Consider the following 18474-nt stretch of genomic DNA (forward strand, 5'->3'; position numbering starts at 1 on the left):
GCCAACATGCGCGCCCCTGGCATCCACGCGCTGCGCGCGGATCCACAAACCGGGATCCGCTTGTCCGGGACCCCATGCGGCGCCAGGCGCCACCAAGTCAGGTGTCATCAGTGGCCACTGACGTCAGTAGACCGGTCCGGTCCGTGCGGCGCGCCTCGAAGTGATCACGTGCGTCCGCCCCGACAGCCCGAGCAGAAGGAACCGAACCATGCCCGCAGAGCCGGCAGCTGCTTTTCCGATTGCCCGTACCTGCCCGTACGCTCCGCACAAGGAACACGTCCGGCTACAGCAGGAGGCTCCGGTCACCAGGGTCACACTGCCCTCGGGGAGCGATGCCTGGGTCATCGCCCGACACAGCGATATCCGCAGGGTGCTGGCCGATGCCCGATTCAGCTCCAACCGCGGGCGACCTGAGTTCCCCCGGGTGGGTGTCCAGGACGGAGAACTCGCCGCGCAGCCCGAGGCGGCACTGCCCAAGGTGATGCTGGCGATGGACGCACCCGAGCACGGCGTGGCCCGCCGCGCTGTCCTGGGAGAGTTCACGCATCGGCGCATGGCCGAGCTCAAGCCCCGCATCCAGGAGATCGTCGACGAGCAGATCGACGCAATGCTGGCCGGACCACGTCCGGTCGACCTCGTCCGGGCACTGGCCCTACCGGTCCCATCGCTGGTGATCTGCGAGCTGCTCGGTGTGCCGTTCGAGGACCACGATTTCTTCCAGACCCGTTCGGCCCTGGTCGTGAAGCAGGGGGAGGGACCCGAGGCGACTGAGAACGCCCAAAGCGCCATGCAGGAGCTCACCGGCTACCTCGACTCCCTGCTCAAGGCCAAGGAAAAGAACCTCACCGACGACCTGCTGAGCCGCCAGATTCTGCAGCAGCGGGAGGCGAACGGCTCCGTCGATCGCGCGGATCTGGTCGGTCTGTCCTTCCTCCTGCTTGTGGCAGGGCACGAGACCACGGCGAACATGATCGCGCTGGGTGCGCTGCAGCTGAGCCAGGACGCGAACGCTCGAACGGCGATACTCCACGATCCGGACAAGGCAGCTCCCGCTGTCGAGGAGCTGCTGCGGTACTTCACGATCGCGGAGCACGTGCTGGCCCGGGTCGCTACCGAGGACGTCGAGCTGGGCGACCAGATCATCAGGGCCGGCGACGGCGTCCTCGCCCTGTCGAACGTCGCCAACCGGGACCCACAGGTGTTCACGGACCCGGATGCTTTCGACATCGAGCGCGGCGCCCGCAACCATCTGGCCTTCGGCCACGGCCCGCACCAGTGCCTCGGCCAGAACCTGGCCCGCCTGGAGCTGCAGGTCGTGTTCGACACGCTGCTGCGGCGCATCCCTGACCTCCGCTCGGCGGTACCGGTCGAGCAGCTCTCGTTCAAGGCAGACACACTCGCCTACGGCATCCACGAGCTTCCGGTCACCTGGTAAGTCACAGCTCTGGGGGCGGGCAGGGACCTTGCCCAGCGGCCTGGGTCGCAACGGCACCGCTTCGAAGCCTGGGGCCTTGCCTCGACGAGATCCACATCGAGCGTCGTTGATACTGACGGGGCCCACACCACATGGCGTGGCTCCCGTCAGCGTTGCAGGGTCAACATCGCTCAGGTTGCCTGACGGAAGGCCGCCAGCGCGCGGTCGGCCACGCGCGACAACTGGTCACGAGTTGCGCCGGCCCCCGCCTGGATGGCCTGACCGCTGGTCACTGTCAGCAGGTACCTGGCCAAGTCGGCCGGGTCTTCCTCGGACGAGAGGTCGCCGTCCGTGATCGCTTGCTTGAAGCGTGCAGCCAGTCGTACCTCCACGGCAGCCCGATGGCCATCGAGGAACTTCACGACGCGCTGGTCGGCCTGCGAGCCGGAGACACCACCCTGGACGGTCAGGCACCCGGGCGGACGGTTCGGATTGGTGCTGGCACGGAGGTGGCCGCGGAGATACTCGGCGGCCACGGCGAGAGCCGTGGGCTGAGCCAGCGACGTCTCGACGTAGCTCAGGTCGACCTGCGAGTACCTCTCTACGGCACGCTTGAATGTCGCTTCCTTGTCGCCAAAGGCAGCGTACAAGCTCGGGCGACTGATACCCATCGCGGTCGTCAGGTTGTCGAGTGTCGTCCCTTCGTACCCCTGCTTCCAGAAGACGTTGATGGCAGCGTCCAGCGCCTGGTCCACGTCAAATTCTCGGGGCCTGCCCCTACCTGCCATCTACAACCACCCACACTTCAGGATCATCTGGGAAAGTCCGCATGTCCCGGCAACGGTTCACCCGGAAAGGATATTTCCGCACAGGACTGCCCGCGCGATCCCTCGGGACGTAGCAGTCACCTGAGCGGTCATAATCCGCTCGCACTCCACGATGCCACGCAGCACGCAGTTCCGGGCGAGCAACCGCAGTCGACGCACCGATCGGTCGGCCCTACGGGCAGCCGATCCGCTCGTCCGCGCGCCTGGCCGGTCTCGGGGCGACGGCGCACGGGTCGTCCTGTCGACGCGTGCGCTAGCGTGGCGTCGCGATGAACCGAGGACGACGGCGGGACAGGCACCCCAGGCCACGGGTGCCGGCGGGCACGAACAGATCAGCGCACTCGTGACGGACGACGCAGCCACGCTGTCGCATCGCATGGTGCGCGCGGTCGAGGACGATCCGGTGCGCAGGCGTGCACTGGCGGCGGCCGTCTACGACGATCGGTCCTCACGCCACTCGACCCGCCGTTACCGTCGCGCCGAGCTCTCGTTCATGGACTGGCAGCTACGACGAGGCGTCCTCGCGCCGCTGAACGAGCCGCGGCCGGGTAGCCCTTGGTGGCGAGCGGTCAACGCACGCTTGCTCCGTGACACGTGGGAGGCACGTCACCTCGTGACTGGTGCCACCGGCCAGCCGAGTGGACCCGCTGTGGTCCGCTGGCTGGCCTTCCTCGACCACCCCACGCCTCAGTCGTGGTACCGGGCGCACAACACCAGCATCTCGTACGCCTACCTCGACTATCGTGAACTCGCCCACGAAGAGCTGCCACTGGAGCGCTTCTTCATGGACGTCACCCTGGCCCGTGTCTTGTTCGTTCACAGCATGCTGCTGAACCCCAGGCTGGCACTCGGGCGATACTGCTGGCCCCTCGGGAGGCTCGTCGGTGACCCACGATCCCGAAGTGTCGACTCCTACCTGTCGTTGCGAAACGTTCTGCCCAACGAGTACCCGCTTCAGGAGGAGACGATCGAGGAGGTCCTCGATGCTGAGAACTTCTGGGGTCGGCTCATCGACTACGGCGTCCTGCTGCCCCGTGTTCAGGAAGTCTATGAGTTCGCGGCCGATGATCTCTCTCACAACCACTTGCGGGACTTCATCCGGGACGGCCTGCCGGCGTACGCCTGGCTACAGGACCGGGCTGACGTCTGGACACAACGGAGGTCTCGACGTCTGGGCTCCGTCATACGGCGCCTGACTGCGTAGCGTCACGCGAGCTCATCGGGAATCGGTGATCAGGGTGCTGACGGCTCGAGTGTTCAGCAGGTGGGCGATCGTGATCGTGCCCAGGTCGGCAGCCAGGGCGAGCTGGTGGCGGTGTAGGACGTTGCGGTGTCGTGACGGCCACGCCAGGGATTCCAGCTCGAACGAGGGCGGCAGTGTCGGGAACAGCTCGTCCAAGGGCGTGTCTGTCTCATTCTCGAGCACACGCGCGCGATCGAGACCGCGAGCTGGTCGAGCTCCGGGTCGCTGAGACGGCCCAGGGTCTCGCGTTCCTCTGGTGCTAGTTCGAGCCAGGGGAACGTGCTGGCCCAGCGGCTCGCGTCCAGGTCGAGTTGGGGTATGGGGTTCATCGGCGATGTCCAGTCCAGGTCGGTTTGGTCTACTTCACCAGACGAGCACGCCGACCCGGCCGCCGTCCCGCAGGTTTTCACCCGAGCGCGTGCGGGTGAACTCTCACCGGCCGCGAACCGCGGCAGAGCGTCCTCGGTGGCGGGCAGGTCGTCGACGACCGTGGGCACCGTGATCGATGAGCCTGTCAGGTACGGGTCGCGAGGTTGACCATGTACCCCGCCCGCCGCAGCCCCTTGATCGTCTGTCCGGCGTTGCCGTCCCGGGCCTGTCGCCACAGGTCGAGCAGGCCGGTGATGCAGGGCAGGACTGTGGCGTTGGTGTCGTAGGTGGTGGGCTGCCACTGCGCCACCGTGGTCGGGACTCCAGCTGGTGACCGTGGCCCGACCTGCACGTCGAACGGGTGCCACGCCAGGGTCTGCTTGCTCATCGTGGCCTCGAGCGTCACCACCGCGGTCGGGAACGAGACCCCGGTCTGCTGCAGCGCGGTGCGCAGGTCGCAGTCCTCCCATGTCACCAGCAGCCGCTTGGCGCCCAGCACGGACGGGAGCAGGCCGAGGTCGGTGACCGCCGTGGCCGCGTCGGTGCCCCCGCGGAACAGGCGGCACGAGACGAACCCGAGGTAGGGGTGGTCGGGGTCGTCGGTGAGCATGTGGACCGATGGTGGTGGGCAGAACCCGGTCTGCCGCATGAGCTGGTCGGCGGTCTGCACGGTCGCGTTGCGAATCACAGCAGTCAGGTCCGTCATGGCCCGGCCTCTCCTCATGTCCGCGGGGGAGTGATGCGCCCCAGGGGTGGTTGCCGGCCCGCTTGCTGCTGGCCGGTCGAAGACCCAGGTGTGCAACCAACGCCACGTTCAGCAGTCGAGGCCCTCCACGCTCTGCTACTCGTGCTTACCAGTTGGGCGGGGCCGTGCGCAGCCCCGAGCCTGTATTGGGCGTGACCGGGGCTGGATGGGTCAGGGCACCTAGCCGGAGACGAATCTGCGCGACGCGCTGGGCGCAGTCCGGGCACCCGGGCTCGTCCGCGCGCTCGGTCGCGGTGATGAGGATGAGGTCGACGGCTTCCCGAACCAACCTGTCTCCTCCGGCTTCGTGAGCGCCGCGTCACGTACGGGTGGGTTCTGGGAGGTCGACCAGCTCGGCGGGCACCGTGCGGTGTCGGGGTTGGAGCGAGTGGCAGGCCAGGGCACCCAGCAGCAGCTCGGCCTGCGGACGGCGCCACCCGCGACGAACTCCGCGCCGATCGTCGCAGCCTCGGGGTTCCTGGCGCTTGACAGCCTGCGCCGGGTTAACAGTCCCTGCGCAGCAGGCGCAGGGCTTGGCCATCCGACGGGGCTTGGTGGCCGAGCACCGGGTCGTCGCAACAACGCAACGTGCGAGCGGGGCAAGTGTGGACGGCTTCGGGGCGGGCATGCCGTTGGGCGGCGGTGCGGGGCACGGTCTGCTGGTCGAGGTGCCGTGGACCCGTGACGCGGAGTTCACGGCGTTCGTCGGGGAGTGCAGGCCGTATCTGCATTGGACCGCATACCTGTGGTGCGGAGTCCCGCACCGGGCGGAGGAACTGGTCCAGTCGACGTTCGAGCGGGTCTACCGCACGTAGGCCAAGGTGCGACTGTGCACGGAGCGCGCATATGCCCGTCGGAAACTGGTGAAACTGATGATCGATGGCCGGCGGCACACACGTCGCGAGTCGCTTCCGGGTGACGACAAGATCCCAGTCGCCGCTGCGGCGGATCACGCCGTGCACGTGGTGCTGCGCGACGAGCTGGTCCGTGGGCTGGCGCAGCTGCCGATCTATCAACAGCGGGTCGTGGTGCCCCGCGACCTGCTGCACTTGCCGGAGAAGGAGACCGCCTGCGAGCTCGGGATCGCCGTTTTACATAGGGGCGTGTTCGATGGGGTCACTCCTGCTGGTGCGCCACGATCACGGGATTGTGCGCCCGGCGGACGATCGCGTCTGTGATCGAGTAGCGTAGGCGCCCCATCGTCAAGGGGTGCGCATGGCCGCCGAGAACGGCTAGGTCGTCTGGCTCGAGCTCGTCCAGCAACGCGTCCGGAGCGTTGCCGCTCCTGAAGACGACGTGCCGGGTCACTGACGGGTACTTCTCAGCCCAGCGCGCGACCTGTCGCTGTACCTGGTCGCGCTCGTCCACGTCGTGCCTTGCGTTCGGTCCGCCGAAGTCGGGGGCCGCCGCTGGGTCCGTTTCCATCACGTGGACCGCCACCAGCGGGCACGCTCGCTGCTGCGCTTCCGCGAAACCTAGGTCGAGCTGGGGGCCGGCGTTCTCAGTGCTGATGCCAACCACCACCCGACCTGGGTCACCAGAGCCCGTAGCGGTTGGAATTACTGCTACTGGTCCCTCAGCGGTCGCTGCGAGCGTTCCGGAGACAGAACCGAGCACGACGCGGTCCAGGGCACCAAGCCCGCGGCTGCCGACGACTACCAGGTCAGCTGTCCTGGAGCGCTGCGCCAGCATGTATGCGGGGTCACCGTGGACGATCTGTTGCTCGACCGTGTGTCCACCGGGCCGGGCACGACCGAGCCGAGCTACGGCGTGCTCGACCGCGTTACAGGCTTCGGACCGCAGGTCGGCGATGCTTGTATCCAGCGCGGCCGCGGCCACTGGCAGGGCGGCGTAAGCGCTCAGCACGGTGAGCCGTGTGCCGTGCCGGTCTGCTGCCAGCACGGCCCAGTCCATGGCTGCCAGGCTTTGCTCAGACCCGTCCATACCGACGACGATGCCGCGCTGCCAGCTCTTGCCCATGGTCTTCTCCTCGGTCCGTCACTCCTCGAGTCGATTCCAAGCCCACCATGATCCGAGCAGTGTCTGGAAGGGATGGAAGGCCGTGTTGACCGGGCCAAGGTCCTTACTGCGGTAGTTCATAGGTCCCGCCATGACTACCGTGGACCACGCAGGGGCGTGAGGCAGGAGGACACGTGGCGGAGCATGCCGACGAACGATCCGAGCTGCTGCTCGACGCCCTGGCGAACCTCGGACGCGGACTGGACCTTGAGTCGACACTCAACCAGATCAGCGCGATGGCGGCCCGCCTGGTCGGCGCCCAGTACGTCGCGCTGGGTGTCCTGGGCGACGACGGGCGCATCGCTCGATTCCTGACGGTCGGGCTCACGGCAGCGCAAGTACGTGCCATCGGTCCGTACCCGACGGGACACGGGATCCTGGGTGAGTTGATCCGTCACCAGGTCCCGCTGCGGCTGCATGACCTCTCCGAGCACCCAGCCTCTGTTGGCTTCCCGGCGAATCACCCACCGATGCGGTCCTTCCTCGGAGCGCCCCTGCGCGTGCACGGCGCGGCATTCGGCAACCTCTACCTCACCGAGAAAGAGGACGGTGGCGACTTCACCGCAGAGGACCAACGGCTGCTGCAGGCGTTGGCCGCCGGCGCGAGCGTTGCCATAGAGAACGCCCACCTCTACGAGGAATCGCGTCTGCGGGAGCGGTCTGCGCGTGCGAACGACGAGATCTCCCGCCGGGTGCTCGTCGGTCGATCGCAGGCGGACGTGCTCGCCCTCGTCGCCGATCACGCCTTGCAAGTCGCCGGCGCTGATCTGGCGCTCATCGCTCTGCCCGAGCCAGAGTCAGACCGCCTGGTCGTGCGGTCCGCGTCCGGCACCGAAGCCGAGCGGCTGGTCGGCGTCATGCTCCCACCAGACAGGTTCCTGAGCACCGCGTTCGAATCGGAGGTACTGATCTCCACCGGGGATCCGATGGCGGATCAACGCGCTCAGCTGTCCTTCGAACTGCGCCGTCAGATCGGTCCGCTCCTGATCCTGCCGCTGGGTGAACAAGACAGCACCCGCGGGGTGCTGGCCGTCGGGAGGTACGAGGGCAAGGCACCATTCGGACCCCTCGTTGTCGAGGCGCTACAAGGCTTTGCCGGTCAAGCAGCAGTGGCGCTGGAACTGGTGGAGCACCGTGCGCACGTCGAGCGGTATGCCGTGCAGCGCGACCGTGAACGCATCGCACGCGACCTGCACGACCTTGCCATCCAGCGCCTGTACGCGACCGGCCTGTCGCTGCTGGCGACCGGTCGCGATCTCGACGACGATCACGCACAGCGCGTGAGCCAAGCAGTCGACGAGATCGACGAGGCGATCACCCTGATCCGGACCACCGTCCACCGCCTCCAACCCGGAGGTGCGAGCTCACGGCAGATCGGTCTGCGCTCGCGAGTCTACGCAGAGATCGACACCGCTACCGGCCCTCTGGGTTACACACCCCGGCTACGGTTCGACGGGCCAGTAGACACCGCCATACCGCCCGACGTCGCCGAGCATGTCATCGCTGTCCTGCGCGAGGCGCTGTCAAACGTTGCCAGGCACGCCCACGCGCGAACGGTCTCGGTACGCCTAGCGGTGTCCGATGACGTCCTCCTCACAGTGGTCGATGACGGCGTCGGCCTTCCCAGCACGCCGGTACACAGCGGCCTGCGAAACCTTGCCCGTCGAGCAGCCGATCTCGGTGGAGCGCTCAGCGTCGGGCCAGGTAGCGCTGGAGGTACCCGGCTGGAGTGGCGGGTGCCGCTACCCAACACATAGGCGGCTGGGCGCCCTGAGGCTGCTGAAGCCTCCCAGTACCGGGACCGAGGATCTGGACAACCCGTCGTATTGTGCTCAGGAACGGTCGAGTTCCTAGGGGTTACGACACCGGCTGTGAACGAGTCAGCCTCCTCCTCATGAAGCTCCACGCCTCTCGGCCAGTTATACCCGTGCCGGGGCGAGGCTGGGACTTGCCAAGACCAGGTGCGGTGCGCGACGACCGGGACCTGGAGGCAGCAACATGACCGTCACGTACTTCAACGACGTATGTCTCCTGGTCGACGACAGCCTCAGCGATCCGGTCTCGGTCATCGTCAAGGACGGCGTCATAGCCCGTATCCGGCGTCGCGGTCCCGCTCCTAATAATGCGGAAGTCGTCCACGGCGAAGGCAAGACACTGATCCCGGGGCTCATCGACGCGCACGTGCACATCACCAACCGTCGAGATCTCGATGCGCTCGCGAGGTACGGCGTGACCACGGGGATCGACATGGCGTCGTGGCCGCCCGCCCGCACGGCCGCGTTGCGTGCGGTGCGTGGAACGGCGAGCATCTTCAGTGCGGGCGTGCCTTTCATCGGATCAGCCGGTCCGCATGCCCGGTTCGGGATGCCGTCACATGCCGTCGTGTCTGAACCCGACCAAGCGGTGACGGAGGTTCGACGGCGTCTGATCGATGGCTCCGACTTCATCAAGATCGTCACCGAGCCACGAGGCCACGGGGGTCCCGCGCCGGACGTTGTCGGGTCGATCGTCACGGCCGCGCACGAAGCACGCAGAGTCGTCGTCGCTCACGCCAGCCACATCGAGTCGTTCAAGATGTCCGTGGCCGCAGGAGCGGACATCATCACGCACGTCCCAACCAGGTCCCCGGTGGCGCACGGACTTGCCCGCAGGACACCAGCAGCCATACCGACACTGACCGTGTCCGAAGCCCTCACCGGCACGATGGCGCTGCCCGGCTCGTCGTACGAGGTGGCGCGTGACTCGGTCGCTGCACTTCACCGGGCCGGTACCCCGATCGCTGCGGGGACCGACGCCGTGGACGCACCGAATGTCCCGCTGACGATCCCGCTCGGTACCTCTCTTCACCACGAGCTGGAACTTTTGGTTGACGCCGGGCTGACACCCGTGGAGGCGTTGAACGCCGCGACCAGTGTTCCGGCTGACCTGTTCGGGCTCGATGACCGTGGCTCGGTCGAACCGGGCCTTCGCGCAGACCTGCTCCTCGTTGATGGGGACCCCACCACGGACATCACCTCGACGCGAAGGATCGCAGGTGTTTGGATCGACGGCGTCAGGTACCCCACAACAGATGGAATTTCGCGGGACGAGCCGACAGCGTCGCGCGGGTGACGTGGCACGGCCCTGGGACGGTGTGGGCGTCAGGTCGTATACCTGTCCGCAAACGCACCTGTGCCGGGGCTGCTCCAGCGGCGGCGCGGACACCGGCTGTTCGTGTTGTCCTGCTGTCCGTGGCCCGTCGAGCAGGAGCGCGCGTAGCTGCGCCACAGGTCCGGCGCAGTCGCTGAGTTCAGTCTCGAACACCGGCTCCAGCACTGGCGAGGATGGCACCGATGTCTTGCGTCTTGGCGGCCGGTCGCCCTGCGCCGTACCGCGCTGGCCTCGTGCGCTAGCCATCTCAAATGGACTCAAGGTCAGCTCTAGCGAATCCGGCACGGTGGCAGCGATGCCGGCGAGTGCCCTCGAGACCCATTGCGGTGCTCACGTTGTGAGTACCGCAAAAGGACTCGGACGAGGTCGGCACCGAGCGATCTCCACAGTCGACAGGCTGGACAAGATGGTCGGCGATCTGCTGGGCGGTGCGGTCCCAGCGTGCCAGGAACTTACGGGCGGTCAGTCGAGATCCGGCATGCCGTCACCGGCGTCCGTCGAGTTGTGGGACGTCGGTGCCCTGCGCCGCGCGCAGCACGTGAGAGCGTGCGTGCGCGGCGGCGTCGTTCAGGGTGGTGAACAGGTGGTTCTCGTGACGTAGTTCGTCCAGCACGCCGACGGTGGCCATGAGTTTGTGATGCCGGGGCTGGACGCCCTTGACCAGCACCGTGATGCCGCGCTGTTCGAGTGCTGTGACGAGATCCGCGAGGGCTTTCGCTCCGGTGGCGTCGACCATGCCCAGGTGGGACAGGCGGAGGATGACGACCAGGACGTTTTCGCGGACCGAGGCGTCGGTGACCTCGCTGAGGATCCGGTCGGACGCTCCGAAGAACATGGCGCCGTCCAGCCGGAACAGCGCAACGTGCTCGTCGCCCTCGTGCGCGACGCCCGGTAGCGGCTCGCGGTGCACGGACGAGGCGCGCGCCAGACGCTGCAGCGCGAAGAAGGCCGCGACGACCAGCCCGATCTGCACGGCCTCGATGAGATCGAGCCCGACGGTGATGACGGCCGTGACGACGAAGGTGGCGGCGTCGGACCGGGTCGAGCGCAGGACGGACCGGATGGTTCCGGCACCGATCATGCGGAACGACGTCACCATGAGCACGCCTGCCAGCGCCGCGAGCGGTATGCGCCCCACGGGTCCGGTGGCGAGGTAGATCACTGCGAGGATGACCAACGCGTGCACGACGGCGGACAGGCGGGTGCGGGCTCCGGAGCGGACGTTGACCGCGGTGCGAGCGATCGCGCCGGTGGCGGGCATGCCGCCGAACAAGCCGGACGCGACAGAGGCGAGACCCTGCCCGACCAGCTCGCGGTCGGGTTCGTAGACCGAGCCGCCTGGCGCCATCGACGCGGCGACGCGCGCGGACAGCAGCGACTCGATAGCGGCCAGCGCCGCGATCGCGACGGCCGCACTCAGCAGGTCTCCAACGGCGGACGAACTGATGCCGGGCAGGACCGGGACCGGGAGGGTGTCCGGCAGGGTACCGATGCGGGCGATCGGCGCGCCCATGGCCTCGACAAGCACGGTCGCGACCACAACGGCCACCAGGGAGGCGGGGATCGCGTTGTGCAGGCGGGGTAGGACCATCATCATCGTGGCGACCAGTGCCACGACCGCGAGCGACCAGAGCGTGGTCGCATCCAGAGCAAGTGAGTCGAGGGCCAGGGCCGCGTCTGTGATCGCACGCACCGCCGTGACCAGGGTGTTTCCTCCGACGGCTGCGTCTTGCCCGACGGCGGCGGGGACCTGCTGCAGGAAGATGATCGCTGCGATACCGAGCGTGAACCCCTCCACCACCGGCCACGGGATGAACGTGACCACTCGCCCGAGCCGCAGCAGTCCCGCCATCACCACGAGCAGCCCGCCAAGCACGGTGACCAGCGCGACCGAGGCGAGTCCATGCTCGATGACGATCGGCGCGAGCACGACGGCCATGGCGCCGGTCGGGCCGGAGACCTGGAACCGGGAACCGCCGAACACCGCCGCGACCATGCCCGCGATGACAGCCGTGACCAGCCCGGCAGCCGCCCCGACACCGGAACTGACGCCGAAGGCGAGCGCGAGGGGCAGCGCGACGACACCCACGGTCAGTCCGGCGAGCAGGTCGGCTCCGATCGTCCGGGGCCGTAGGTCGTAGTCACCCCGCCGGGGGAGCAGGTCGCGTACGTCCAGCCGGGCCAGGGCGTCGCGGACTGTCATCACTGTGCCGTCTCGGTCGGGGCGGCCTCGGCAAGAGCCACCTCCAGGACCGCCCGGGCGCTCGCCCCGGGCAGGGTGGGTAGGCGGCGCGCGATGGCGAGCCGTTCGTCGTGGTCCAGGCCGACCAGCCGCCGTAGCAGGAAGGCGCGCGCGACCAGGAGCAGCTCCGCGACCAGGGGTTCGGCGAGCCGGTACTCCACGGCGTTGCCCGAACGCGTCGAGGCGACCACTCCCGCTCGCTTGAGGACCGCGAGGTGCTGGGACAGCGCAGACGGTTCTGCGCCGGTCACCTTCAGCAGGCGGGAGACCGGTGCGGTCAGGTCCGGGGCGGCTGCGAGCACCTCGAGCACCTGGATCCGCGCGGGATGAGCCAGACTCTTGAAGAGTTCCGCCTTGATCGCATAGAGGGGCTGCGCGTCCATCGAGCCACTTTAGCAGTTGCTGAAACCATTCTGCCAAGGACGCCTCGTGGACGGGCGGCTGTGTCACGGAGCGGCCGTCTGCGGTTCGGTATTGCGTCAGCGCTCTGGGCGACGGTGTCGCCCACCCTGATGACCTGTGGCAACGAGAGCGCTGCTCAGCCTCTTGAGGACCCAGACGGTCGTGCGAACGTCAGTGAAGGCACGGATGCACCCGGGGCAGGCATACAGGTGCGCTTCCAGGTTGTGCTGGCGACGAGGCAGGAGAAGCCCATGAAGGTAGTCGGACAGGGCGGCACGGGTAGCGCGGCACTCGGGTGGGATCACTCGGTGCCGCTGATCGCCGGGGTTCGGTCGCCCGTTTCCGACGGCGTCGAGCGCAGATCGGAGGGCTGAAACGGTTGCCCAACGGCGGTTCAGCGTTGCCAAACGAGACCACCCTTCCTGCGCGCCGGGGGCTCTCCTGCTTGCCAGGACAGATCCCTGCACGACAAGAGGTGGCACCTGTCCGCTGTGATACCAACCGTGACCAGGGCATCCTGGACGCGACGCCAGTCGTCCACGTGCTGGATGGGCCTGGTCGGGCTCACGGGCCGCTGCATGGTCAGCCAGTGCTCGTGGCTTCATCGGGGTTGCTCGTCGAGCAGGTCGGCCACGATCTGGTCTGCTGTCTGCGGTGCACTGAGGTCTCCTGAGTCGAGCCACCAGCCGATATCGCCGAGTTCCAGCCGCTGGTTACGGGCCAGCGGCGCGACGTCGTACGTCGTGCGTGTCTCGGGCGTCCGGGTCGCGTTCCGGTGACGAGTGACATCTAGCGGAGGGCACAACACCACCAGCATCAACGGGCGTGCCACCAACCGGTCGGCGATGAAACGCAGCTCTTCTTGGGTCTCGACCACGGTGTCGATCACGGGAGTGATTCCCTCCGCGGCGAAGTTGTTGCTCACGGAGCAGATGTTGATCATCCGCAACCGCAGCTGACGCTGTCCCACAGGCCCGGGGTTCCACCTGCCCTGCGCGTCGAGCATCTGTGCCCGACCGCTGGCGAGCATGATCCCGAACACGTCACCGTCCACGTGGGCGGCATACGGCAACCGTTCGGCGACCAGTCGCGACACGGTGCTCTTCCCGGCTCCTGGCGTCCCGGTGATCAGCAAGCAGCCGGGCAGCGAGCGTGCAGCAGTCATCCGACCAGCCTCGCAGCACCACGCAAGATGGCTAGGTAATTTTGGTGTGGCCTCCTGGTCGTCGCTCCCAGAGCCGGCTGCTACTTCCCCTGGTAGGCGCCGTACCCAACGGGGTCGGCCGATGCGGTGCGGCTGGCTCATGTACGGCTCTTGATCTGGACCGTGTGCCGTGTCCCGTCCAGGCTGACACACCGGCAACCTGTATCTCACTGAGGTCGAGGACGGTCGTGTCTTCACCGAGGAGGATCAGCGGCTGCTGGAGGCGCTGGCCGCCGGCGTGAGCGTCGCCATGGAGCATGCTTGCCTGTACGAGGAGTTCCGTCTGCGGGGAGCAGTCGGCGGTGGCGAATGATGAGATCTCCGCGGGGTGCGCGTCGGTCACTCCCAGGAGGACGTGCACGCGTCCAGCAGCACCGTCAGGTCGTGAACATCGGCTCGGCCGCATCATCAAGCAGGTGCGAGAGCTCGGGCGACAGACGCGCCCCGATAGAGATGATCTCCGTGGTGGGGTCTTCAGGAACAGTCGACCGGCATCCTCTGGCCTCCCGGCGGTCCGGTCCGGTCCGGTGGCCGCTTGGGATGGGCAGCCCGGTGTGGCCAGGATGTGACCATCGGTCGGCCGTGTAGGCGGTCGGCAGCGTGAGCCGGTCCTGCTTCGCGCCAGTCGAGAGGCACGTGACTCGGCCTGCGACTTGCGACACCAGGCCAACCATTGGTCGAGACTCTCCGTAGTGGGTGGCATGGGGCACGAGACGTGAGGCCAGAGAGCAGGGCGACCATGGGCAGACACGGGGCGAGCGGACCGGAGGACCCTGGCGTGGCGCGCGACGTGAGCGTCGAGGTGCCGCGGACCCGTGACGCGGAGTTCACCGAGTTCGTGCGGGACTCCAGCGCGTACCTCCACCGCACGGCCTACCTGCTGTGCGGGGACCGGCACCGGGCGGAGGAGCTGGTGCAGTCGACGTTCGAGCGGGTCTACCGCACCTGGGCCAAGGTCAAGCCGGGCACGGAGCGTGCTTACGCCCGGCGGATCCTGGTCAACCTGCGCATCGACGCCTGGCGCCACGCACACCGAGAGTCGTTCCCGGGCGACGACAACATCCCCATCCCACCCACGTCGGACCATGCCGGGCACGTGGTGCTGCGCGACGAGCTGGTCCGCGGCCTGGCCCGGCTGCCGCTCAACCAGCGGCGGGTGGTGGTGCTGCGGCACCTGCTGGACCTGCCCGAGGCGGAGGTCGCTCGCGAGCTCGGTATCGCAGTCGGCACGGTCAAGGCGGCGAACTCGCGCGGGCTGGCCCGCCTGCGAGACCTGCTGGTGGCGCAGGCCGAGGTGGTCGAACCGGTCGTCGTCGACGAGAAGGCCGTGCTCGACCGGAGCCGGGCCGCGCTACGGCGACGCCGGACGCGGCAGGCCGTCGGGACCGTGTGCGTGGCGGTCCTGCTGGTGCTCGGGGTGTTGACGCGTGGGCCGGTCACGCTGCCCTGGGTCGGCCCGGTGGTGCTCCCGGGCGGGGAACTCATCGCCCGACTGCTGGACGGCCGCATCCCCGGGCCCGACCTGGACCCGACGGGGAACGCACCTGTCGTCTGTCCTGAGGAGCTGCCCGGGCCCACGCCGACCCGTGCTCCGGAGGCCGGCGAGGATGTCGGCCCGTTGCGCGATCCCGTCGTGGTCGACGCCGCTGACGCGCGCTCTCTGAGCTGCTACGACGTCGACGTTGAACCGTCGACGCCCGGTTATCGCGACCAGTCGGGGGTGCCGGTCTCCGCTGACGGGGAATCGCTGCCCGAGCCCCGTGGGCTGACCGATGCGGGCCTGCTCTGGCAGTTCGGCGAGAACCGCGAGACCGGCAGCCCAAGCATCGTGCAAAACTCCTGGGCATTGGGCACAAGCAGTTCGAGTTCCAGCTTGACGTCGTACCAGGGCGCCACGGTGACCCCGACCGATCTCACCGTCACCGGCAACAGGGTGGTCTGGAGCGAGTACGCGGCCAAGAACACCTCGCCCCGCGCGAGCTTCGTGCGCACCTTGATCGACTCCCGCGGATTTCTGACCACAGTGGTCGACCCCCTGGCCACCACGGAGGAACGACTATGGCTGATCGCGACCACCCGGGAGCACGCCCTGTGGACCGCCGGACCCACGGCCGACGACACCCGCCTGTTCGCCACCACGCTCGACGGCGACGGCACCCCGGCCGAACTCGCGGCCGGGGTTACTGCGCTCGCTGCCGATGAGGACGAGGTGATTGCCGCGGTCCGGAACCCAGGGGGCGGCGGGACCAGCACGACCACGATCCGGGTGTTCGACGACCTCACGGGCGCGGACGTCACGGGGACCGTGCTGGTCGAGATCGAACACGACCCTTCCGCCGAGGTCGCCGCCGCCGCTGTCTCGGATGACGTCGTCGCATGGACGGTCGTACCCGCCGACGCCCGTACCGGTGGCACCCTCTACGCCCTGGATCGCACCGGTGACGGTGACAGCGTCGTGCGGCTCGACGGCGGCGTCGTTGACGACCTGCGCGCCTCGGGCAGCCTGCTCTCCTGGACCAGCACGGACACCGCGTCCGATAACCCCGCGGACACGTCCTATTTGTACCGTGCCACGGCGTCCGCATCCGGCTACGACGGCCCGGACCTCGCCCGCTACCCGGGCGGCTCGGTGGCGGCGAGCCTGTCCGGCGAGCGCACCGCATGGCTCGAGGACGCGGGCGCACGCCAGTGGCTCGTCGAGGCCGCGGTGGTCCCTACCCTGGGGCGTGACTGAGCCAGCGAAACATCCAAGGACACCAGGTACCAGGCCGCGGAACGACACGCTCCGAGGCGCACAAGTGTGAGCACCAGGGGAGTTCCCACAGGCCAGTTCAGCGGTTAACACGTCGTGCTGGGCCCGGCGGGGAAACCTGCAACACTCGCCAGCCCGTCTCCGCGCGCGTTCCGGGTGACTGCGACGTCATCTGCTTGACCTGCAGGCCCCGCCGCGGGCCCACCGACCAGGCGAAAGCTTCGCCGGTCGAGCGACCGGTCAGCGCCGTGGCATCAGCGTGGTTGGATCCGAACCGTGTCACACCGACCAGGCGCTGTGGGTGCCTCCGGGCCCGTACCGTACTTCGCCTCGTAGGCGGCGCTGATCTGCGCCGAGTGGTCAACATCGAGCGTGTAGGTGACCTCGCGGACGAGACCATCCCACCGGATCGCACCATCGGCATGCGCGGACGCCCCGCGGTACCACAGGTCCTCGGCACCGCTGGCGGAGCGGACGTAGAGGCCGCCGTCGACCACGACGTGCCAAACCTGTACGAGGGTGTGAAGCCATCCGTCACTGCGACGACCTGCCATGCGCACCACGCGGGCGCGGCCGAGCGAGTCAAGTTCGGGGCCCGTCCAGGTGATCATCGAACCTCCTCGATGTCGGGCGTCTGCACCATACGCACTCCCGAACGCACTCGCTCACCGGCGCGAAACCGGCATGCCTGACTTGGATTCTTGCCGTGAATGGCCCGGCGCTGAGGGCCGGGGTCGCGCTCCGTTGATGGTGACGTTGGCTCTGCGCGGTGGCTGGTCGAAGACATGGGCGAGCTGGCAGCCGAAGCACGAAGGGCTTTTGCACCATGTCGACCGAACAGGAAAACACGTCGGGGACCAGGGCAGAGAGCGCTCCGGCGTCGATCTGCGGGAAGCGCGGGCGAAGACGACCGTGCTACCGAGGGGACGACGAGCGAGGAGCAGACCTGGCGGTCGTCGACGAACCTCGACTTCCCGGTACGAGCGAGGGCAGCGAGGTGCATAGGTGCCGTGGGGCCGTTGTCGCTCCTGGCGACCGGGTGCCCGCAGCGGTCCGCCGGTCCGCTCGGGCGTCCAGTCTCTTGGTCTCATGGGAAGCTGTTCGAAGCCGCAGAGGTACGGGCGTCGTGTGCCGAGCACGGGCGTCATGGGTGCTGCTTGTGGGACGAGAGATCTACGAGCAAGGAAGCTGGACGGCCTCGCCCAGATCACCGCCACGGTCATGCGCCCTCGGCGGGGCCGCCGTCTCTCGGGCTTGGGGCCCGAGCTGTTAGATCCATGGGTCGTCGGCACGCACTTGACCGCGATCAGGCATCTCAACCGCGGCCTCGCCCTGGTCGCGATTGAGATGCCCGGTGACCGGATCGCAGTGCTTACCGGCTCCCTTTCAGTGTGTCATGAGGTGTGTGCCGGTCTGGTAGGCGTTACGGCAGCGTCGTCGTGCCTGCAGCACAACGTTTCGCATCTTTGTGACGATCGCTGGGGCGGAGACGGGTCTCGGTCGCCCGGAGGATTCTGTGGCTGTCTGGTGGCAGGCTTGCTGGGCTGTGCCTGGGCCGGGGTAAGCATCGGACGGTGTCAGGGCCGGTTCGGGTCGGAGTGCACCACCATGAACAGCGACCAGGCCGGCGCGGCCGGGTCATCCGGGCGGGCGGCGAACTCGTCCAGCAGGTCCTTGAGCCGGGTGCGGAACTCGTCCATCTGCGGCGGTGGCAAGCGCAGCGCCATCCTGATGCCCTCGGCCTCGGTCGCCGGCACCAGGGCGAGCTCCTCCAGGAATGCGTCGAGCATCGACTTGTCCAGTGAGGGCCCGTCGAGGTGCCAGCTCTTGTGTGTTGCCAGATAAGGGATCTCGCGTGCGCCGCGTGCGCCGCGCCGTTCTTCTTGCGCCTCCAGGAACCCGGTGCGGACCAGCGTTCTGGTGTGGTGCAGCACGCTGGCTGGGTCCCGGCCGAGGATGGCCGCGATCTCCTTGTTCGTGTGCGGCTGCCGCACGCAAATCCGCAGGATGCGCAGGCGGAGGGAGGAGGCGAGTGCCCTGGCTTCCGCGTCGGTCGCCGGCCGGCGTTCGGTCATGATCGGCAGCCTACTGAAGACCGAGGTGCCCG

At 68.0% G+C, this 18474-nt stretch carries 15 protein-coding genes; 5 read left to right on the plus strand and 10 right to left on the minus strand.

Annotated elements, in window-relative coordinates:
• The first annotated feature begins 208 nt into the window (after nucleotides 1–208).
• The gene (locus tag FHX71_RS08265) at nucleotides 209–1435 is read left to right on the plus strand and encodes a cytochrome P450 (protein WP_182615242.1); all 1227 of its coding nucleotides are present in this window, start codon (nucleotides 209–211) and stop codon (nucleotides 1433–1435) included.
• 170 nt (nucleotides 1436–1605) lie between these two features.
• On the opposite strand, the gene FHX71_RS08270 is transcribed toward FHX71_RS08265, so the two are convergent.
• Complete coding sequence (locus FHX71_RS08270; RefSeq protein WP_312876967.1) at nucleotides 1606–2169, minus strand: TetR/AcrR family transcriptional regulator; 564 nt, start codon at nucleotides 2167–2169, stop codon at nucleotides 1606–1608.
• A gap of 415 nt (nucleotides 2170–2584) precedes the next feature.
• Here FHX71_RS08270 and FHX71_RS08275 point away from each other — a divergent pair, with 415 nt between their 5' ends.
• The gene (locus tag FHX71_RS08275; RefSeq protein WP_182615244.1) at nucleotides 2585–3445 is read left to right on the plus strand and encodes a hypothetical protein; all 861 of its coding nucleotides are present in this window, start codon (nucleotides 2585–2587) and stop codon (nucleotides 3443–3445) included.
• 12 nt (nucleotides 3446–3457) lie between these two features.
• On the opposite strand, the gene FHX71_RS08280 is transcribed toward FHX71_RS08275, so the two are convergent.
• From FHX71_RS08280 to FHX71_RS08290, 3 genes are all read right to left on the minus strand, one after another.
• Nucleotides 3458–3640, minus strand: coding sequence for a hypothetical protein (locus FHX71_RS08280; protein ID WP_182615245.1), 183 nt, complete (start codon nucleotides 3638–3640; stop codon nucleotides 3458–3460).
• Nucleotides 3641–3998: 358 nt separating this feature from the next.
• A complete protein-coding gene (locus tag FHX71_RS08285) occupies nucleotides 3999–4559 on the minus strand; it encodes a hypothetical protein (RefSeq protein WP_182615246.1) in 561 nt (186 codons plus the stop codon).
• Nucleotides 4560–5714: 1155 nt separating this feature from the next.
• On the minus strand, nucleotides 5715–6578 hold the full coding sequence (locus FHX71_RS08290) for a universal stress protein (protein WP_182615247.1): 864 nt from the start codon (nucleotides 6576–6578) through the stop codon (nucleotides 5715–5717).
• A gap of 173 nt (nucleotides 6579–6751) precedes the next feature.
• Between FHX71_RS08290 and FHX71_RS08295 the strand changes: the two genes are divergently transcribed.
• Nucleotides 6752–8374, plus strand: a complete 1623-nt coding sequence (locus FHX71_RS08295; protein ID WP_312876968.1) for a sensor histidine kinase — start codon at nucleotides 6752–6754, stop codon at nucleotides 8372–8374.
• Nucleotides 8375–8615: 241 nt separating this feature from the next.
• Entirely contained in the window at nucleotides 8616–9728 is a 1113-nt protein-coding gene (locus FHX71_RS08300) for an amidohydrolase family protein (protein WP_182615248.1), read from the plus strand.
• Between the two features lie 523 nt (nucleotides 9729–10251).
• Here FHX71_RS08300 and FHX71_RS08305 read toward each other — a convergent pair.
• The 4 genes from FHX71_RS08305 to FHX71_RS08320 all read right to left on the minus strand — a co-directional run bounded on the left by FHX71_RS08305 (nucleotide 10252) and on the right by FHX71_RS08320 (nucleotide 13576).
• On the minus strand, nucleotides 10252–11970 hold the full coding sequence (locus tag FHX71_RS08305) for a SulP family inorganic anion transporter (RefSeq protein WP_182615249.1): 1719 nt from the start codon (nucleotides 11968–11970) through the stop codon (nucleotides 10252–10254).
• Nucleotides 11970–12392, minus strand: coding sequence for an ArsR/SmtB family transcription factor (locus FHX71_RS08310; protein ID WP_182615250.1), 423 nt, complete (start codon nucleotides 12390–12392; stop codon nucleotides 11970–11972). The genes FHX71_RS08305 and FHX71_RS08310 overlap by 1 nt, the downstream gene beginning before the upstream one ends.
• A 96-nt stretch (nucleotides 12393–12488) precedes the next feature.
• Nucleotides 12489–13016, minus strand: coding sequence for a zf-HC2 domain-containing protein (locus FHX71_RS30285; protein WP_376770125.1), 528 nt, complete (start codon nucleotides 13014–13016; stop codon nucleotides 12489–12491).
• Nucleotides 13013–13576, minus strand: coding sequence for an AAA family ATPase (locus tag FHX71_RS08320; protein ID WP_182615252.1), 564 nt, complete (start codon nucleotides 13574–13576; stop codon nucleotides 13013–13015). The genes FHX71_RS30285 and FHX71_RS08320 overlap by 4 nt, the downstream gene beginning before the upstream one ends.
• Nucleotides 13577–14393: 817 nt before the next feature.
• Between FHX71_RS08320 and FHX71_RS08325 the strand changes: the two genes are divergently transcribed.
• A complete protein-coding gene (locus FHX71_RS08325; RefSeq protein WP_312876969.1) occupies nucleotides 14394–16349 on the plus strand; it encodes a SigE family RNA polymerase sigma factor in 1956 nt (651 codons plus the stop codon).
• 272 nt (nucleotides 16350–16621) lie between these two features.
• On the opposite strand, the gene FHX71_RS08330 is transcribed toward FHX71_RS08325, so the two are convergent.
• Together FHX71_RS08330 and FHX71_RS08335 are read right to left on the minus strand one after the other, a co-directional pair.
• Nucleotides 16622–16978, minus strand: coding sequence for a DUF2255 family protein (locus FHX71_RS08330; protein ID WP_182615254.1), 357 nt, complete (start codon nucleotides 16976–16978; stop codon nucleotides 16622–16624).
• Nucleotides 16979–17944: 966 nt separating this feature from the next.
• The gene (locus tag FHX71_RS08335) at nucleotides 17945–18442 is read right to left on the minus strand and encodes an ArsR/SmtB family transcription factor (RefSeq protein WP_182615255.1); all 498 of its coding nucleotides are present in this window, start codon (nucleotides 18440–18442) and stop codon (nucleotides 17945–17947) included.
• Between the last annotated feature and the right edge of the window lie 32 nt (nucleotides 18443–18474).

Source organism: Promicromonospora sukumoe, assembly GCF_014137995.1.
GTDB classification, from domain to species: Bacteria; Actinomycetota; Actinomycetes; order Actinomycetales; family Cellulomonadaceae; genus Promicromonospora; species Promicromonospora sukumoe.